Source organism: Chryseobacterium sp. KCF3-3 (genome assembly GCF_045865955.1).
GTDB lineage: Bacteria > Bacteroidota > Bacteroidia > Flavobacteriales > Weeksellaceae > Chryseobacterium.
The window spans coordinates 2771915-2789860 of record NZ_AP035792.1 but is presented as its reverse complement, the minus strand read 5'-3'; the positions used below and the strand labels follow the sequence as shown (position 1 = coordinate 2789860).

17 protein-coding genes are annotated in these 17946 nt (G+C 35.6%); 7 read left to right on the top strand and 10 right to left on the bottom strand.

Annotated elements, in window-relative coordinates; all coding sequences use genetic code 11:
• Positions 1 to 194 precede the first annotated feature (194 nt).
• Both ACKTTZ_RS12610 and ACKTTZ_RS12605 read left to right on the top strand, forming a co-directional pair.
• Entirely contained in the window at positions 195 to 623 is a 429-nt protein-coding gene (locus ACKTTZ_RS12610) for a transposase (RefSeq protein WP_034693572.1), read from the top strand.
• Between the two features lie 43 nt (positions 624 to 666).
• The gene (locus ACKTTZ_RS12605) at positions 667 to 972 is read left to right on the top strand and encodes a helix-turn-helix domain-containing protein (RefSeq protein WP_253316929.1); all 306 of its coding nucleotides are present in this window, start codon (positions 667 to 669) and stop codon (positions 970 to 972) included.
• A 434-nt stretch (positions 973 to 1406) separates the two neighbouring features.
• Here ACKTTZ_RS12605 and ACKTTZ_RS12600 read toward each other — a convergent pair whose 3' ends face one another.
• The 3 genes from ACKTTZ_RS12600 to ACKTTZ_RS12590 all read right to left on the bottom strand — a co-directional run bounded on the left by ACKTTZ_RS12600 (position 1407) and on the right by ACKTTZ_RS12590 (position 6663).
• Positions 1407 to 2246: a hypothetical protein gene (locus ACKTTZ_RS12600; RefSeq protein WP_034693565.1), complete on the bottom strand. Its 840-nt coding sequence runs from the start codon at positions 2244 to 2246 to the stop codon at positions 1407 to 1409.
• A 1056-nt stretch (positions 2247 to 3302) separates the two neighbouring features.
• Positions 3303 to 3524: a phosphate ABC transporter substrate-binding protein gene (locus ACKTTZ_RS12595; RefSeq protein WP_253318251.1), complete on the bottom strand. Its 222-nt coding sequence runs from the start codon at positions 3522 to 3524 to the stop codon at positions 3303 to 3305.
• Positions 3525 to 5142: 1618 nt separating this feature from the next.
• On the bottom strand, positions 5143 to 6663 hold the full coding sequence (locus ACKTTZ_RS12590; protein ID WP_034693563.1) for a TROVE domain-containing protein: 1521 nt from the start codon (positions 6661 to 6663) through the stop codon (positions 5143 to 5145).
• Positions 6664 to 7083: 420 nt separating this feature from the next.
• Between ACKTTZ_RS12590 and ACKTTZ_RS12585 the strand changes: the two genes are divergently transcribed.
• Positions 7084 to 7536, top strand: a complete 453-nt coding sequence (locus ACKTTZ_RS12585) for a VOC family protein (RefSeq protein WP_407849098.1) — start codon at positions 7084 to 7086, stop codon at positions 7534 to 7536.
• An 83-nt stretch (positions 7537 to 7619) separates the two neighbouring features.
• Here the strand turns inward: ACKTTZ_RS12585 and ACKTTZ_RS12580 are convergent, their stop codons facing one another.
• From ACKTTZ_RS12580 to ACKTTZ_RS12570, 3 genes are read right to left on the bottom strand one after another with little or no spacing between them, the layout of a single operon-like run.
• Complete coding sequence (locus ACKTTZ_RS12580) at positions 7620 to 8963, bottom strand: SWIM zinc finger family protein (RefSeq protein ID WP_253316239.1); 1344 nt, start codon at positions 8961 to 8963, stop codon at positions 7620 to 7622.
• A 3-nt stretch (positions 8964 to 8966) separates the two neighbouring features.
• Positions 8967 to 11663 carry a DUF6493 family protein gene (locus ACKTTZ_RS12575; RefSeq protein ID WP_407849096.1) on the bottom strand — a complete coding sequence of 899 codons (2697 nt, stop codon included), beginning with the start codon at positions 11661 to 11663 and terminating at the stop codon, positions 8967 to 8969.
• 6 nt (positions 11664 to 11669) lie between these two features.
• Positions 11670 to 11987: a DUF6493 family protein gene (locus tag ACKTTZ_RS12570; protein ID WP_156106396.1), complete on the bottom strand. Its 318-nt coding sequence runs from the start codon at positions 11985 to 11987 to the stop codon at positions 11670 to 11672.
• Between the two features lie 803 nt (positions 11988 to 12790).
• Between ACKTTZ_RS12570 and ACKTTZ_RS12565 the strand changes: the two genes are divergently transcribed.
• Genes ACKTTZ_RS12565 through ACKTTZ_RS12550 form a run of 4 tightly spaced genes read left to right on the top strand, consistent with a single transcriptional unit; the run spans position 12791 to position 14886 of the window.
• The gene (locus ACKTTZ_RS12565; RefSeq protein WP_407849094.1) at positions 12791 to 13216 is read left to right on the top strand and encodes a MarR family winged helix-turn-helix transcriptional regulator; all 426 of its coding nucleotides are present in this window, start codon (positions 12791 to 12793) and stop codon (positions 13214 to 13216) included.
• 7 nt (positions 13217 to 13223) lie between these two features.
• Positions 13224 to 13562: a GIY-YIG nuclease family protein gene (locus ACKTTZ_RS12560; RefSeq protein WP_034693547.1), complete on the top strand. Its 339-nt coding sequence runs from the start codon at positions 13224 to 13226 to the stop codon at positions 13560 to 13562.
• Between the two features lie 4 nt (positions 13563 to 13566).
• Entirely contained in the window at positions 13567 to 14004 is a 438-nt protein-coding gene (locus tag ACKTTZ_RS12555) for a DUF1330 domain-containing protein (RefSeq protein WP_407849092.1), read from the top strand.
• Positions 14005 to 14886, top strand: a complete 882-nt coding sequence (locus ACKTTZ_RS12550) for an alpha/beta fold hydrolase (RefSeq protein WP_407849090.1) — start codon at positions 14005 to 14007, stop codon at positions 14884 to 14886.
• A gap of 66 nt (positions 14887 to 14952) precedes the next feature.
• Here the strand turns inward: ACKTTZ_RS12550 and ACKTTZ_RS12545 are convergent, their stop codons facing one another.
• From ACKTTZ_RS12545 to ACKTTZ_RS12530, 4 genes are all read right to left on the bottom strand, one after another.
• Positions 14953 to 15504: an exonuclease domain-containing protein gene (locus tag ACKTTZ_RS12545; RefSeq protein WP_407849088.1), complete on the bottom strand. Its 552-nt coding sequence runs from the start codon at positions 15502 to 15504 to the stop codon at positions 14953 to 14955.
• Positions 15505 to 15613: 109 nt separating this feature from the next.
• Positions 15614 to 16156 (bottom strand): exonuclease domain-containing protein, encoded by a 543-nt coding sequence (locus tag ACKTTZ_RS12540; protein WP_407849086.1) that lies wholly within the window; start codon positions 16154 to 16156, stop codon positions 15614 to 15616.
• Positions 16157 to 16243: 87 nt separating this feature from the next.
• Entirely contained in the window at positions 16244 to 16807 is a 564-nt protein-coding gene (locus ACKTTZ_RS12535; protein ID WP_034693532.1) for a metallophosphoesterase family protein, read from the bottom strand.
• Positions 16808 to 16986: 179 nt separating this feature from the next.
• Positions 16987 to 17931, bottom strand: coding sequence for a peptidase (locus tag ACKTTZ_RS12530; protein ID WP_407849084.1), 945 nt, complete (start codon positions 17929 to 17931; stop codon positions 16987 to 16989).
• Between the last annotated feature and the right edge of the window lie 15 nt (positions 17932 to 17946).

The following is a 17946-nucleotide window of genomic DNA, read 5'->3' as shown; positions in this document are numbered from 1 at the left end:
ATTTGGCAAAATTCAAATTTATTTTATAAGATAAATCGTCTTATGAAAGCTATTTTAATATTCTTAATCATAATTTTTATTCTTTATCAATTTCAAATTTCTGTGAATTATTTCCTACCGTCAAAGATAATATATATCACCTATTCTCGTTTTTTTATATATAAGTTTAAACAAAAGAACAATATTTAGTAAAAATGTTATATAAAGAAATCCATATTGGGAAATTCATTAAGGAAAGAGTTGATGAAAATGAAATTACAGTAGAGAGAATATGTAAATTTTTAAGTAAAGATGAAGAGGCTGTCGAAATGATGTATGACAGCAGATCAATGGATACGGATCTTCTTTTAAGATGGAGCAAATTGCTGGAATATGATTTTTTCAGACTTTACAGTTCACATTTGATTTTATACGCTCCTCCTTCTGCCATTAATAAAAACCAGCAGAAGTCCGAAAAAACGCCTTATTTCAGGAAAAATATTTATACACAGGAAATCAAAGACTTTATTATGAAAAGAATTCTTTCCGGTGAAATGACTCAAAGTGAAGTTATTAAAGAATATTCTATTCCGAAAAGCACTCTCCACAGATGGCTTCAGAAGAGTGATAACTCAAACGGATAAACAGATAAAAATGCGCCCTAATTACAAAAAAATTTACCAGGATATGCTGAGGATGGAATATCCCGAAAAGCTTAAAGATCCAAAAGTTAAAGACCTTCTTGAAAAGCTTCATACAAGTGAAGATGTTCTTAAGTTCAATGAAAAACTGTTCAAGCAATCCAGAGAAAATCAAAAACTCAAAACCTATGACAGGCAGACTATGCTAAAACTGCTTCAGTATCAAAAAAAGCATGGTCATTCTACGAGTTATATGTCACGAAAATATAAAATAAGCCGAACAACGCTTTCAAAATGGAAAGGAATGTTTGAAGAAGAGCTTGAAAATACAATGAAAAATGCCGGTAAGTAATCTACTGGCATTTTTTTTAAAGGTAATAGTAAGGAAAAAACCGGGCTAAACGTGTGCCGGAGTCGAACCGGATAACCTTGCCGGAGTGACCGGCTTCGCTATTCCTCCCATAATTGTGTTACGATGAATTTTTTCCTAACGACACTTCAAAATGGTAATATAAAGAAGCTGGAAGTGGGCAGAAGAAAGGGATTAAAGCCTGATAATCTATCTGACTTTATAGAAAATTATGATACAAAGATCTTTCAACGTCCCACTTCCGGCTTCTTGTATGATAAAACAAGGCAAAAAACGAATAATGTAGTCGTGCTCTAACCAACTGAGCTACTCTTCCTATATAGACCGTGTTTTTTTGTTGTGGAAGAGACGGGATTCGAACCCGTGACCCCGTCGTGATGAGTGAAGTAACATTTTTCTACGGCACTTGTTTGTTTTTATTTTTCTTCTTCAGCAATATATGTTTTGACAATAGGATGAATTCTGGCATCTTCAGAATAATAGCTTAAACCAAACCCACTCCATCCGGAGGACCAATAGAGAATTATTTCTTTCAGATAAGGAATGTCTTTGGTTTCATCATACTTAAAATTTTCATTGAATATTTGTTGTACCTCATCAATAAGTTCCGGATAAAACCTCTTATCTTCTTCATCATATACATCTGTATAAATATCAAGATGATCTCTTAGTTCATATAGTAAGTAAGTTCTGAAATCCCAACCCAGAATGACAACGTCCGAACCCCTAACGCTTACTACAGGATTCCATTTTAAATTGTTGTTTTCTACAACACAAGCTGAATCCCTGACAGGCAATAATTGAGGAAGTTTTGAAAACCATTCGTCAAAAATTTCTTTTTTTCTCTCCAAAGATTTAGGCTTTATTCCCCAGGATTTCAACCAAACATGATTGACACTTATAATATCATCCCACATCCATTTGTAAAAAGAATTTATCTGACTGATAATTTCTGTTTCATTCTCTAACCAATTATAAAAGAAAGTACATTCTTCTGCAATCAGTTTCCCTTCATCTTCGTATTCAACAATTTCTTTTTTGTCAATTGCATGAAGAATCTTTAAAAATTCTTTATGTTCAGACGTAAAGCTCACCTCATATTTTCTTTCAACCTGATCAATCTGTTCTTCAGAAAGCCCTTGCCATTTAGCTCCGTAAAATCCTTTAGGACAATTTTCATCATCTACAGACCACAATTTTTCTGTGCGTTCTTTGACCCAGTATAAAAATTCAGTCAGATTACTTGGTATATGCATGGTTATTCATTTTAAAATAAAAAAGAGGCAAGATTCGAAAAGACTTGTACAAGATCACTTTCATGACCTTCTGGAGTCGAACCAAATTAAACCGAAGCAGGCCTTCTCTACGGCACTCTTTTACAAATCAAGGTAATATTTTTCAGAATCTTCCGTGCATTTGCTCTACCAGCTGAGCTACCTCTCCTTTTCGAGGGAGAAGGCAGGATTCGAACCTGCGACCCAATGTTTACTCAATCTCGAAGTATGATTCTAAGACGACACTTGATTTTAATTATTCATAGTTATTAGTTTTCTTTTTACGCAGTTATTTTTTATTAAAACCAAGCAATGAATTATAAGAGTAGTTGATGTTCAATTGAAAGTTGACGATGAAACTCTTATTAACGGCATTGGTTAGCTACCGGGCAATCTGGTGAAAGACTCTGTCAGTTTGGAATCGAAGGAGGTCTTTCTAACGGCACCAGTATTATTAACACTGCAAAATTATATTGTGAGTACGCAATCTTTTTACGTAGTTGATTTTTATTTAAATATTTGTTCGTTTTGCCTTGAAGCAAAAGAACCAAAAGTTCAAGACCTGGAAACTCCGGCTAAAAATAATCTACACGCTCTAAAAATTCTAAAACTTGTGCAAATTTACTATTCCTTCTTCGTTTCACTTTCTGTGTCGCGCTTCAGACAGTAGAATTTTCTTAACGTTCGTATAGCTTATTTTCTTAACGCCTCCGTTTCCTATGTCATATTTCCATAGTTGTCATTGATGGAAATTCTGGCCTTTTATTATCTTTTCATTGATGTGATTTAAATAAAAGAGGCAAGATTCGAAAAGACTTGTACAAGATCACTTTCATGACCTTCTGGAGTCGAACCAAATTAAACCGAAGTAGGTCTTCTCTACGGCACTCTTTTATAGCATCAGGGTAAAAGCAGCGGAATCTTTCTATGCCATCTATTCTTTCTTTTGAACTACATTCCGTTTACAACAGGAATGGCAGGAATTGAACCTACATCTGACGGGGGATTCGAAGTACGATTCCAAAACGACACCTGATTTTAATTTTTCCATTGGGTTTTTCTGTATTTCTTCCAGTTTCGTTGGAACTTTGTATACCTTGCATTCACCACTTCAACACCGTGTGGAAAACAATATGAACAACCCATATCATCCCCGTACATCAATCTTGAGATCTGTACGCCTGAAATTTTCTTTGGAAAGTCAATTAATCCATATTCATTGAATCCGAATTTTTGTCTTAATGTTTTAGCTTTTTTCATAAGTATTGAGTATTAACCTCAATACACTGCTCCTTTTAGATCTGATTTATAATTATTCATAGTTATTAGTTTTCTTTCTACAAAATTATATTCCTACTGCGCATTCTATTTACGCAGTTGTTTTTTTATTAAAAACCAAGCAATGAATTATAAGAGTAGTTGATGTTCAATTGAAAGTTGACGATGAAACTCTTATTAACGGCATTGGCTAGCTACCGGGCAATCTGGTGAAAGACTCTGTCAGTTTGGAATCGAAGGAGGTCTTTCTAACGGCACCAGTATTATTAACACTGCAAAATTATATTGTGAGTACGCAATCTTTTTACGTAGTTGATTTTTATTTGAATATTTGTTCGTTTTGCCTTGAAGCAAAAGAACCAAAAGTTCAAGACCTGGAAACTCCGGCTAAAAATAACCTACACTTTCTAAAAATTCTAAAACTTGCGCAAATTTACTATTCCTTCTTCGTTTCACTTTCTGTGTCGCGCTTCAGACAGTAGAATTTTCTTAACGTTCGTATAGCTTATTTTCTTAACGCCTCCGTTTCCTATGTCATATTTCTATCGTTGTCATTGATGGAAATTCTGGCCTTTTATTATCTTTTCATTGATGTGATTTAAATAAAAGAGGCAAGATTCGAAAAGACTTGTACAAGATCACTTTCATGACCTTCTGGAGTCGAACCAAATTAAACCGAAGCAGGTCTTCTCTACGGCACTCTTTTATAGCATCAGGGTAAAAGCAGCGGAATCTTTCTATGCCATCTATTCTTTCTTTTGAACTACATTCCGTTTACAACAGGAATGGCAGGAATTGAACCTACATCTGACGGGGGATTCGAAGTACGATTCCAAAACGACACCTGATTTTAATTATTCATAGTTATTAGTTTTCTTTTTACGCAGTTATTTTTTATTAAAAACCAAGCAATGAATTATAAGAGCAGTTGATGTTCAATTGAAAGTTGACGATGAAACTCTTATCAACGGCATTGGTTAGCTACCGGGCAATCTGGTGAAAGACTCTGTCAGTTTGGAATCGAAGGAGGTCTTTCTAACGACACCAGTATTATTAACACTGCAAAATTATATTGTGAGTACGCAATCTTTTTACGTAGTTGATTTTTATTTGAATATTTGTTCGTTTTGCCTTGAAGCAAAAGAACCAAAAGTTCAAGACCTGGAAACTCCGGCTAAAAATAACCTACACTTTCTAAAAATTCTAAAACTTGCGCGAATTTGCTATTTCTTCTTCGTTTCACTTTCTGTGTCGCGCTTCAGACAGTAGAATTTTCTTAACGTTCGTATAGCTTATTTTCTTAACGCCTCCGTTTCCTATGTCATATTTCCATCGTTGTCATCACAGGAGATTTCGACTTTTTATTATTCTTTTTCACATACATTCTGTTAGGTTTTACAAAGAGCTATTATTCCATTATAAAGAATAATTCATAATTCATAATTCATAACTTATAATTATCATTCCTAGCCCCGATTGCAACGGCATCCTTTTTCTGAATGGCTTGAAGAAAGCTTTGGCGAAAAAGATAAAGTGGAAAGCGGGATTAAGCTCCTGAATATATTGATTGTTTTATTCTATATTTTAAAAGCAGTGCCTGTTACAGCACTACTTTTTGAATCATTTTCACTGCAGATTTTTTGTCTTCCAAAGCATTCAATACATCGAAAATTTTGTCTGACCAACCTGCAATAAGGTGTACATCATCCTTTCTGATATCAAGCGGCTGCGTACCATAACCTGCAAGGTCAAAAATATACAGCTTTGCATGAGGCGCGATGGCTTTGTACTTTTTCCACACGTCTTCAAAAGAGTTTCTGTTTCCTGTGCTATCCCACATCTGAGTATCGGTGAAAAGCATTACTTTATCCACCTGCTCTTTTCTTTTGATGAGATCTTCAATTACCAGATAACCATTGGTGGAATATCCTACTTCACCTTCACGTTTGTAGAATGCATCTACATTCCTTAAAATACCGTTTTTCGGCATTGGAACTCTCAGCCAACGGTCACCGAAGATACCCGTTACCACATTTTTACACTGTGACTGCAAGATCATAGACATCAGCAAACCGATATCATACAGTAAAATTTTACTTTTGCTGGAAACTGCTTTCTGCATAGAACCTGACACGTCGGCAGCGATCACCACTGATGTCTCAAAACCAAAGCCTTTGATGTTTCTGGCACTTACCACAACAGCATTTTCCAATGCTTCCAGTACTGAGGACAGATAAGGAGAATCAAAGCTTTTTAATTCTCTGTAAGCCGCCAGGAATCGGAATGGTAGCTGTTTTGAATTGGTTACGGCTCTTTCATCGGAAAGATATCTGCACACTTTGCTCATCGCATCAGATGATACTTTAGCTTCCAGGATATTCCTCAGGTTTCTCATGGTTGCCATATACCCCAGTTTGTTGCTGAAGATCAATTCTTCCCATTTATTTTTGAAAGCCAGTTTTCTTTCTGCATCATTTGCAAATTTCGTCTGACCCAAAACGGAAAGCTCCACTTCCCATGTATAAGGAGTTTCCAGTGTATTGTTAGCAATTTTGTTGAAAACTGTCTGCTGATTTTCATCTTTAGCTTTCGGGTGAACCAGGAATAATGCATCTTTCAGCGTTACGTCTGCTTTTCTGTTGTATTTTGCAAACTGGTATTCATCAAACTTATTGAAGGATTTTACCAGACCTTTCTGAATCTGTTTGGACAGTTTGTTCAGTTTCTTGGTATCTGTTCTTTTGTTGGCAAGCTGGTAATACGCCAGCAATTCTGTGATTTCATCTGCTCTCTGAACGACTCCATCTACTGTTTTGCTTACAAGGTCTGTACCCGAAGTCTGCTTTGCCAATTCAGTTGTCAAAACCAATGGGAGAGATCTCAGGTACATATCTTTTCTTGCATATACGGCCAGCTTTGCCACAAATTCAGGATCATTTTTTTTGATCAGAGACTGGATTCTCGCCAATCTGTCATTTCCTTTTTCATAGTTGGCATCTGACAGTCCTGTTGTAACAACAGCACTATACAATTCTTCTGCAGGCGTCATGGCATATGCTTTTGCACCTTCGTAGTTCTGTACTACTTTTTTATTTTCTTTTTTTAAAAAATTAAATTTCATGGTTACTGTTTTTATTGTTAAACATGGGAAGGTTGATACTTCCTCTCTGATTTCTGATGCAAAGTAAAAACAGTATTGCGCAATCTTTTTGCGTAGAAAATTTTTCTTTGATTTTTTTTATTTTTAAAATGATTCTTGCAGATTATACAGGATTACGCAGATTTTAAGTTTTGGCTAAGCCAAATGAAAGGTGGTAATTTGAAAGGCGGGCTAAAGCCCACCTCTATTGAATAATGTTATATTGAAATTATTTTAACCACAGATTAGCATAGATGTTGTGACGATACAATCGAATTCATCATTCATCATTTATAATTCATCATTATAAAATCCTTCTATCATTCATTTTCATTAAAGAAATCGCTGATGCAGAGTTTTCAGATGAGAGTTTTCTAGCTTTGTTGTTATTAAAATTAAACTATGATTAAAGGAATATATGAAACCCATGTTCAGGTGAGCAATCTGGAAAATGCAATACAATTTTACACGAAAGTATTAGGATTAAAACTGGCTCACAGAGATGAAACCAGACCTATTGCTTTTTTATGGGTGGGAGAAGGAAAAGAATTTATGCTGGGGTTATGGGAGCAAAAAGAGAATCTTCAGAACAGACATTTTGCTTTTTCCAGCAGTAAAGAAGATATTTTGAATTATTCTGTGGAGTTTCTTGAAAAAAAGGATTTAAAACCATACAATTTTCTGAAAAACGGAAGTATTGAACCTATGGTATTTGCATGGATGCCTGCACTGGCCATTTATTTTAATGATCCTGATGGAAACCAGCTTGAATTTATTTCTATTTTAGAAGGTGAAGGCAGACCCGAATTGGGAGTACTTAGCTATGAAGAATGGCTGAATCAGACTGGCAATTAATAAAAAGTTAATACAACACAGTGGCGCAAGATGTTGCGCCTTTGTGTTGGTCAACAAAATGATAAGATGAGCATCAGCAGTATTTAAACATTGATTAGTTTTTTCACTGCCAGTACATGTTTACAGGGACCTCTTTCCCCCTGATATTTACTGAACCACTCACAGGTACAACGTTCTTTTTCTTCTTGAATGATTACTGTATGATGTACACCGGTTCCTTTTACTCTGGCTTCTGTTCTTTCTTTATTATTATTTAAAATTTCAACTTTTCCGTCTTCTATCAATTTTTCTGCATTTTTTATGCGGGGATTGAGTCCGATAATACGGCTTAATTTAAAAGGAAGTCTACGATAGAAAAATTCTCTGTCATTAAGATCGTACCCCAGTAATCCCATTGCAGCAAGCCTGCCAGTACTATTTTCAACTTTGTCAAAACCGATATTCTCTTCCAAAGCAAGCCTGCCAGGATTAAAAGTCTGATTGGCAAAGGCATATTTATCCAACGCATCAATCCATTCATCAGGAACATCTGAAATCAGGCTATCCAACACTGCACCTTCACCTGAAAAACCTCTCCAGCATTCTCTCGATAAAGAAAAACTGAACCGGATATTTCCCATATTGAGTTGCCATGTTGTAGACTGCATATTAGCATGTGCGAAAACCTGCAAACCATCAATATAAGGAAGAAGAGGTTCTAATAGACGCAATCTGTGAAGTCCACCTATACAAACAGAATCTGCAGATTTTACCGGAGAAAAAATAGGTTTATTTCCTCTCACAATTAAATAATAATCTGACTTCACCACTCCTTTAGGCATTCCTCTGAACAATTGCTGTGTCTGGATTTTATTGAAGGTATGACGCTTTTCTGATTCTGATAAATACACCTGAACAGTTCCCAGTCCTTTGATCCATTTAACAGGCAATGGCACTTTTCTTTCTATGACCTTACTTTCCTCCTTGTATAGCCCAACTTCTTTTTGTCCTACAGAAAGCATAATTTTTTCATTCGGACGGATGCTTCCCAAAGCCGTTATCATAGGCTGATTGAAATCCACATTCGTTGTACCGTTTTCAAGAAACTCTCCATCCAATCCCTCAGGCAGCACATCTACTCTTGCATACACTCCTGCACAATGAGAAAAACCTTCAAACCTTAGTCTTTCATTTCCTGCCGTTACTATGGGATCTTTAAGAAGTGCCATCTGAAAAGGTGACAGGTTAAAACTGGATTTCACGATGTTGGAAAGCGTAATCAGACATCGGGCTAAAATAAAGGGTTGTCCTACATTTCCCCAGAAAAAACAGGGAACATCGGTATTTTTGTCAATCTCACTGTATTTAGCAAGAAATAACTCTTCAAGTGCTCCTCTCCTGACTAAAGAGGAAGCTCCTGAATAGTTGTAAATCAGCGTATCTTCCATGTTCTATTTTTTCAGAAGAAGATTACATATTTTTTTAAGACTCGAGTTTTCTTTCCAGCTGTTTAATTTTTCAACGACTTCCTGATGTACTGAGGAATGGTTCAAAGCCAATACTTCATGATAGATTTCCAGAATTCTTTTCAGATTGGTAACAGGTTCTTCCATTTGAAGCAGAATATTGAAAATCAATTCTTCAAGAGCCACATTATGATTTTTACTTACATTAAGCATGTGATGCTGCATAAGATCAGTCAATCTCTTCACCGGTGCCCATTCTAATTTTTCGTGCAGACCAATCACTCTTCCCAGTCTTGCATTATCCATCATCTGGCAAGAAATATGTTCAAGCCAAATTTCAGCAGCTGTTCCACGAATGGTCTTATCACTGTCCAGGAAAATAGTCCCAAGAAACAGATACCCAATTTCATCGAGAGGTTTTTTGATCTGGTACAACCTATTTGCAGTGTTCAGAACAAGACTTCTTTCAAAAACTTCTGCAATTCCTGAATAGAAAAGGCAGTATTTAATTACCTTCGCCAGCGCGTTTGCAGGTGTATTGGGGAAGCAAAGCATCAGTGCAGGAATTTCGTTAAGCTCTTTCTGCTCAGCAACAAAATATTCCATGAATAAAGGTTCTTTTCTTTTTTCAAGATGATATTTTGGAATCGTAATATTGAGCTCTACCGGATAATATGAGTTTTTCTTATTGTCAATGGTTTTCCATTGATAAGCCCCTGAAAAGAATTCTGCAGGAATATTATCATATCCGAAATTTTTAAATTCCTCAAAAACAGTTTCCGGTGAACGGGTAATTCCAGCTGTCATCCACCACGAAGGGTGTATAAACTTACCTTCCGGCTTTTCATTTTTTCCCAAGAAGAAAAGCAGTAATTCTTTATATTCACCTTTTAATCTTTTCTCTGCTTCGGCAATAGCTTTTGAAGTATCATCTAATGCACAACGTTGCAAGGCCAGCTGAATATCCAGATGATGAGGCTCTATATTGCTGTTCTGATAGCTCTCCAGCCTTTCTACCAAAGTAACAGGAGAAATCCAGCATGGTGCATGGGTTATTGGAAACAACAAGGGAAGTTTGTCACCGCATTTTATTTTTTCAACTGCATAGATAGCAATATCTTTAAAGGCCTGTCTTGCAGGGCAATCTGCCCCAACATCTTCTATCGGGCCTAGTTTTTTCTGATAATTGGAGTAAGACTCTCTAGTAGCTTCTTCTTCTTTGGTTTTCTGATATATTTTTTCCAGATTCTTTAGCTGAACAGGATATTGTTCCATCAAAGCCAAACCATAATTGATGATTGCATTGCACAGTAAAACATTCAGATAAGGAACTTCCCATTTCGCAATGGTTTTACAAGCCTTCAAAAATACAGGTTCCACCAGTTTCACAGATTCTGCATCCACGTCTCCGGCAAATTTGATAAACCCTGTCAAAGCAATATCACAATGATAGCTGTAAGGGTCATCCATTGCCAAAGGAAGATAAAACATCAGGTCTTCAAAATTCTGAAGTACCTGTACTGCATTTTCGTCTGAGGTCAATACTCTTTTTTCCGAAGCTATCGCCTCAAGTTCCGGCTGTTTCTCTTCAATATATTTTACCAAAAGAGGGCGCACATTGGTCAGTATATTATCTGAATAATGGGAAAGTGCCTCTATCATATTTTCTGAAGCCGGAATGTATTTAAGAATGATCTTTGCTGCTTTTGACTGTATGCCGTCATCTTTACTGACAAATGCTGTACTTAAAGCCATTCCGAGCATATCCGGATCCATTTTCTTTCTCTGGAATATTTTTTCAGTAAGTCCCAGACTGGAAACCACTACTGTTTTTACCTCAGAGCTTAGTAGATTCGGAAGATAATGTGAAAATTCTTCATTCTTAAATTCTGAAGTTCCCACAATTTTTTTCAAGTGGGATAATATTGTATTCACGGCTTTTGACTGTGAAGAAACGAGCCCTGCAAGTAGTTCATCCTGTAAATCGGATAATTCTTCTTCCATGGGTTTTAATGAGGTAAATGCATCCATAAACCAACCCGTGACATTTTTATTAAAATTCCTGTTGGCAGCCAAAAGGCACTCTTTCAGAAATCTTTTTCTTTCAATTTTCTTATCCGTAATAAGCTTTTGAACAATAGGAAACCATTCTTTGCGGAAAGGCAAAGATTTGGAAGGAAATTCACACAAATACCAAAAATGAGTATTGAGTGTTTCAGGATGACGGTCAAGATCTGCCGGATAATTGCTCAGATGATGTCCCAACAATTCAGGTTTAGGCTGTACATATCCTTTCTCTGTCCATCCTAAAATATCTTTATAATTAAATGCTGTAAATTCAGCTTCTACTGATTCATTGATAAAGTCTGAAAACCAATCCGGGCATCCCCATTCCAGGATCTGATCAGTTTGTTCTGCATTACGGAAAAGACTCCAGTAATTTTTACCAAAATTCTTTTTGTCCATGCAGACAAATGAAGCAATATCTATAATGGAATGCTGATTCACAGATCCTGCCGTATGGTAGGAGTTTTTAGTCATTACAATTTTACTGATCTCACGGTCCATTTTCTTTATAGACGGTACCAGTGTTTTCCTTTCTTCAATACTAAGCTCTTTTAGAAAGGGAATAATCTCATGTATTTTTTCCTCATTAAGGATCTCATAAAGTCTTTCTTTCATGGTGCTTTAATTTGATGTATAAATTTGTTTCAGGTTATTCATTTTTTTCCATTCTTTAGGTTGTCTGACAAGATTTTTTTTCATCCCAGACTGATTTGGTTTTAACAGTTTATGATAAAGCCCAAAGAACTTTTCAGCATTCAAAACTGTCTTTTCAACTGTTGAAAGAATGGGTATCAGCAGTTTTCCGGAAGCAACATTACAACTGGTAATCAGACTGATAAGTTTGGGAATTTTGTGGATAAATCCTTTTATCTGATTCCATACAAATCTTACCTTTTTACCGATTATTGTTCCCAACTTCATTTCTTTAAAATTATTCAAAAACATCCTGTTTATAAGGCTTCAAAAGCCGTACCACAGAGCGTTTGATAGTATTAAACAGTCCCAAAAACAAGAATAAACAAAGCCTCTTCCGGGAAGGGTATTCTGTTTCATCCAAACATTCGGAAACACAACATCTATTTAAATAAAATACTGATATACAACACTTAATGAGTTTTACTATTTTTTCCCTGTAAAAGCAGAGTCTGAAAAACAGGATACCGTATATAAAATTCTCATCAGATTATTATCATAAACACCTTGATAAAATTGAATGAAGTATTTAAAAAAAGAAGTATTATCAGGAATGTAACGATCAAAGAATTCACTGACAATGTCAACAGGTGTCTTGTCATATCCGGAATTCTGTTATTTGTACTCGTTTCCTGTTTTACAATACGTCAACAGTTTAAATTTTTCACCTGAAAACCTTTATCAATAAGCATAAACTCATTCTTATCGGCTAAAATAAAAAAAAATGACTGACAGACAGTAAATTATCCCATAAAAGTGATTTTTTTAACAAATATTAAGTTAATTAAAACAATAGCTATCAAAGCCTTTGGTAACATAAAAACAATTCCCTGTTTAAAGATATATTAATAAAAAAGTGGTTAAAAGCGTTATACCATGATATTTACACAACATTTGGTGTCTTAATTCCAGAATTTAAGATACCATATAACAAATCAGGTTAGCTTACCAATACGTTAATTTTTTTTAAAATAATAAAAACAGGATTGTAATTCTCTAAATTTTATATATTTGCAAAATAAAATACTTGATAACTCAAACACTTTTCAATGATAAGCACAGAATTATTATTTTTAATAAACATCAATAAACTACAGTCTGTAATTGCCAGAAAATTTGATTCTCTGAGCGTTCATGGTCTGGGATTCAATGACTTTGTTATTCTTTATGTACTTTATTCTTCTACTGAGAGTAGAATGAGAAGAATAGATCTTGCTGAAAAAATAGGTCTTACAGCATCAGGAGTTACCCGATTATTGAATCCATTGGAAAAAATCGGACTGGTATCCAGAGAAACCAATGAAAGAGATGCCCGTGTAAGTTATGTGGTCATCACTCCTAACGGTAAAAAGATATTTGAAGAGGCTAAGCTGAGTGCTGAAAATATTACTAAAGAAATTCTTTCTTCCAAAAAGGGTAAATCTCTACGCATGGTCAATGAATTTTTATTTGATTTAGGAGGAAATATACAATAATGAAAAGATGAAAAATGCATTAAAAAAACAACTAAGAGAAAAGGCAAAAGACCATACAACAACAATGGGAGTACTTGCTGTTACTAACATTTCAAACGGGAAAAAATATGTTCAGGCTTCTTTAAATCTGGAAGCACTGGTGAATAAGATGAAATTTCTTTTAAACGGAGGACTATTTACCCATCCACAATTACAGAAAGAATGGACTGAATCAGGAAATGATTCTTTTACTTTTGAGTTTGTAGTCGTTGTTCCGGATCAGAACAACGAATTTATCAACTATCGTAAAGAGATTCAAAAGGCTGAACAGTCTTATATTTCCGGACTAACTACAGAATTATATTAAAGTGATGTCAAAAAAATATTTATCTCCTACTTTTGAAGCTGGAAAGCATCTGTTTACTAAAAATATAAAAGGGGCCATTATTAATCTTAACCTTATCAGATTAAAGATGGAAGCAGATTATTCTGAATATCCGGATCTGAAACCCAATGAGCAAACAAGTGGTTGGGATGCCTATCTTACCTATATCAGGGAAACCGAACCTTATTTAAAGGAAAGTGGCGGAGAAATTTTATTTATCGGAAAAGGAGATCAGTTTTTGATAGGTCCTGAAAGTGAATATTGGGATCTATGTCTCTTAATCAGACAACAAAGTGTCAATGGTTTTTTCGGTTTTGAAAAGAACGAAGCTTATATGAAAATTATGGGTCATAGAATGGCCGCAGTAGAAGATTCCAGACTTTTACCATTGGAAGAAGTATTGTTGAATGTAAAAAAAGATTAAATGAAAACAGTCAAAATGAATGATGTAGAATTATGCTATGAGGTATTTGGCGAAAAAAATTCTGATGTCATTGTATTAATTCCCGGATTAGGAAGTCAGATGATCCGTTGGGATATTACATTTTGTAATCTTCTGGTTGAAAAAGGCTTTAAGGTGATTCGTTTTGATAACAGAGATTCGGGGAGTTCTGTTTTTAATGCAAAAAGAGAAATTCCTTCTGGTAAAAGAATTGAAGAGATTTTCGAGAATCTCAGTAAAGAAGGGATTTCTTATTCTTTGATGGATATGGCGAATGATGTTATTGGTCTTCTTAATCATCTAAATATTGAAAAGGCTCATATAGCTGGACGTTCCATGGGAGGAATTATTGCACAGCTTTTAGGTTCCTATTATCCTGAAAGAGTTTTATCATTGACGATCATTATGTCGACCTCTATGAATCCGTCTCTTCCTAAGCCTGATCCGGAAGTAATGGCTATGATGACACAGGTATCTGCTGATCCTGTTCTTCAGAAAGAAGAGTATCTAAGAGAAAAGATCCGTTTTGCAAAGAAAATATCGGGTTCGGGATATATTTTTGATTCGAATCAGGAAAAAGCTTTGCTTGAAGAGGAACTTATACGTTTCAGAACCAAAAACGGAATTATCCGGCAGCTTTTAGCCATGGGTTCCTTTCAGTATAACTCTGAAGTGCTGAAGAAAATAACCGTTCCTACTCTGATCATCCATGGAACAGACGATCTGATCTTTCATCCTGATTGCGGAAAAGATATTGCGGATTCTATTCCCAATGCCGAATGGCTTCTTATTGAGGGGATGGGACATTCTATTCCGGTGGAACTTCACAACTTTATTTCTAACAGGATATCTGATATAGCATAATAAAAAGACTGCCTCATCATTTGAGACAGTCTTCATTTTTTAAATATCTGCTTTATTTCAGATGATTTAATAATTCTTCAGGCACCAATGCAGAATCTTTGCAATGTTTTTGGCGTCATCTACTCCTCTGTGGTGAGTACCTTCTAAAGTCATACCCAATTCACCCAAAGCTCTGTTCATTCCGACACTTTTCCTGATCGTAGGATGAATTTCACCAAATAATGTCTTCACATTGATGTGGTCATCACTCATTGGATAATCTGTGTAGAATCTTCTTGCCTGGTTTTGAAGCATATTCAGATCGTAGTTTCCGTAGCTCGCCCAAGTCAGTTCTTCCGAATCATATTCTGCTCTCAGGATATCGAAAGCATCATCCAGCATGATTCCTTCATGATCCAGCATATTTTGGGTAAGAGTAGTCAACTCCGTACAGAACGGACTTACTTTTGAATACTGGGGTTTTACTAAAATTCCTTCATTTTTAGAGATCTTACCGGTTTTTGCATTCATAATGCATACCCCGATTTCGATAATCTCACTTTCCTGACCTCTTGGCGGGCGGTTATCCCAACACGTTGCTTCAAGGTCTACTATTAATATATTTTCTGTTGTTTTCACTTGTTTAAAATTTAATTGTTAAAGCATGGATGATATGGGATGGAGGAAGTTTTAATAACGTCTCATTTACTTCCAGCCTCCATCATCAGTCTTCCAGCCTATTTATTATTTACAGAATCTTACTTAAAATTCTGGCTGTGTTATAAGCATCGTCTGCTCCGCTGTGATGAGTGCCTTCAAAATCCATATTCAAATAATGTAAAGCTCTTTTAAGCCCTATTTGTTTATGCAGTTTAAAATGTCTTTTAAATTCATGCATCACATTCATATAGTTTTCTGAAAAAGGATTGGTTATCCCGAGCCAGTCACATTGTTCTATGATCTGCTCTCCGTCGAAGTTTCCATATCCTGCCCAGGTAAGCGGTGCAGAATGGTATTGATCCCTGATTATTTCACAGGCTTCTTCGAAATAGATTCCTTTTTCTTCTATCAGTTGCGGGGTAATTCCGGTCAATTGTGTACAGAATCTGTTGATTTCTGACCGTTCCGGAATTACATAAATGCTTTGTTTCTGGGAAATTGCTTTTGATGTTAAGTTTAATTTGCAAATTCCTATTTCTATAATATCGACCTGTTGCCCAATGGGAATTCTGTCGTTTTCCCAACATGTGGCTTCCAGATCGATGATTATCATCTCATTGGTTGCTTTCATGATTTTTTAGAAATTAGAAGCCAGAGGTTAGAAATTAATCAGGTTTATACTTCTCATATCCTCAAGCTTCATTTTCATCGTTAATTGTTAATTTCTGGGAGCAAATGGAGGCGTCCATTTTTTCCTCTTCATTATTTCTTTGACTTCCTCGTAGGAAACCGGATAAAAGTTGTGGCAATCTACCCCAACGTCAAAACTGAGTGCCATTTCATCATCCGGCAAGGTTCCGTGTGAATGGCCGTATAATTGCCAGACCCCGCGATGTGAGCCATTCCAGGTACGCATGGCGTAATGGAAAAGAATGATTTTCTGTTTTCCATTACTTTGATCCGATTCATCAATTCTGAGTTCGTGGTAATCTCTGATGGAAGCAAATCGTTTGGGATACGTTAAAGCAGCTCCTTCATGATTGCCCTTGATCAGATGAATATTACCATGTAACCGATCTAAAATTTCTTTTGTAAAATCCGGTTTTCCTAAACTCATGTCTCCTAAATGGTAGACTGTATCACCGGGCTCAACTTTCTCGTTCCATCTTTTAATGAGTTCTTCATTCATATGGTCCAGTGATTCAAAGGGTCTCTCTGAAAACTTTATAATATTCTCGTGACCAAAATGATGGTCTGCTGTAAAAAATATATTGGGTTTCATTTTTTTAATTGTTTTTTTAACTACAAAATTCCCAGTGTCATTCTGAATGAAACGAAGGGGAATGAAGAATCTCTAGTACTTTAAACAGATTCTTCCTTCGTCAGAAATCGTAGATTCGACGTAGTCAATGACACATTCAATGTTTAACTTAGTAGTTTTTGTTTAATAAATATTTTTAATTAATTCTTGCGAAACGCTTTATAAAAAGCAGTTTCTATTTCTTCCTGATCACTTTCCGTGTATCTTCTCGAAAAGTGAATCGGAATAGCTTCTTTCACCTTACATTCATTCATGATTTTTCCTGATGCTGAAGCAAAACTGTGAGAGTTGATCTTTGCAAATTCCTGATCAGAGTCCTTGTAGAATGTTTCTATATACACCAAATCCGCTTCTCCAAAAACCGTTTTTATTTTATCATAATTGTCCTCGGCTACTGCATGATCCATGATAACACCCAATTTGTAACCTTCATTAAGGGTTAATAAGTGGAACAATTCTGTTGCTTTGTAAACATTCCCTTCGATTTCAATCTCTTTCCCTGCATCCTTATTTTCAAATGCAGTCTTCAGCTCACCAATCCACTTTCCTTTTTTGAAATCTGAAGCATTTTCACTGAAGCTTACCGTGTCTTTTTCTTTAAACAAATAAGCAATAGAATCTGTTTTGTGATCCAGAATAGCAAAGTCAACGTTGACATGTTTATCTTCAAACAGGAAATTCTGAGTGTTGATCAATTCCAGATTCCATTGTGGCGGACGAAGGGTGTAAACATTAATTTCTTCTTTTGAAATAATCTCACGGATTTCATATTCGATGGCTTTTTCATCAATCAAATTCCATGTGTAAGATTTTAATCTTGCTTCAACCTGTAGATGGATATTTTTCGGTCCGACAATCACTACTTTCTCACCACTTCCGATCTGATGTCTGAAAATTCCATCGAAATTTGAAAAGTGATCAATATGGGTATGACTGATGAATACTGCCGATACAGACTGTAATTCTTTCACAGTCAGCAAACTTGCTTCACCACAATCACATAAATAATGTTTTCCTGAGTTCGGAACTTTAATTAATATACTGATGTCTTCTTTTAAAAGACTTTTTATTTCTGCCTGTAACATAGTTTTTTTCTTTTT

Coding starts and splice junctions, on each gene's coding strand:
- ACKTTZ_RS12610 (WP_034693572.1), top strand. CDS start 195: ATGTTATATAAAGAAATCCATATTGGGAAATTCATTAAGGAAAGAGTT.
- ACKTTZ_RS12605 (WP_253316929.1), top strand. CDS start 667: ATGCTGAGGATGGAATATCCCGAAAAGCTTAAAGATCCAAAAGTTAAA.
- ACKTTZ_RS12600 (WP_034693565.1), bottom strand. CDS start 2,246: ATGCATATACCAAGTAATCTGACTGAATTTTTATACTGGGTCAAAGAA.
- ACKTTZ_RS12595 (WP_253318251.1), bottom strand. CDS start 3,524: ATGAAAAAAGCTAAAACATTAAGACAAAAATTCGGATTCAATGAATAT.
- ACKTTZ_RS12590 (WP_034693563.1), bottom strand. CDS start 6,663: ATGAAATTTAATTTTTTAAAAAAAGAAAATAAAAAAGTAGTACAGAAC.
- ACKTTZ_RS12585 (WP_407849098.1), top strand. CDS start 7,084: ATGATTAAAGGAATATATGAAACCCATGTTCAGGTGAGCAATCTGGAA.
- ACKTTZ_RS12580 (WP_253316239.1), bottom strand. CDS start 8,963: ATGGAAGATACGCTGATTTACAACTATTCAGGAGCTTCCTCTTTAGTC.
- ACKTTZ_RS12575 (WP_407849096.1), bottom strand. CDS start 11,663: ATGAAAGAAAGACTTTATGAGATCCTTAATGAGGAAAAAATACATGAG.
- ACKTTZ_RS12565 (WP_407849094.1), top strand. CDS start 12,791: ATGATAAGCACAGAATTATTATTTTTAATAAACATCAATAAACTACAG.
- ACKTTZ_RS12560 (WP_034693547.1), top strand. CDS start 13,224: ATGAAAAATGCATTAAAAAAACAACTAAGAGAAAAGGCAAAAGACCAT.
- ACKTTZ_RS12555 (WP_407849092.1), top strand. CDS start 13,567: ATGTCAAAAAAATATTTATCTCCTACTTTTGAAGCTGGAAAGCATCTG.
- ACKTTZ_RS12550 (WP_407849090.1), top strand. CDS start 14,005: ATGAAAACAGTCAAAATGAATGATGTAGAATTATGCTATGAGGTATTT.
- ACKTTZ_RS12540 (WP_407849086.1), bottom strand. CDS start 16,156: ATGAAAGCAACCAATGAGATGATAATCATCGATCTGGAAGCCACATGT.
- ACKTTZ_RS12535 (WP_034693532.1), bottom strand. CDS start 16,807: ATGAAACCCAATATATTTTTTACAGCAGACCATCATTTTGGTCACGAG.
- ACKTTZ_RS12530 (WP_407849084.1), bottom strand. CDS start 17,931: ATGTTACAGGCAGAAATAAAAAGTCTTTTAAAAGAAGACATCAGTATA.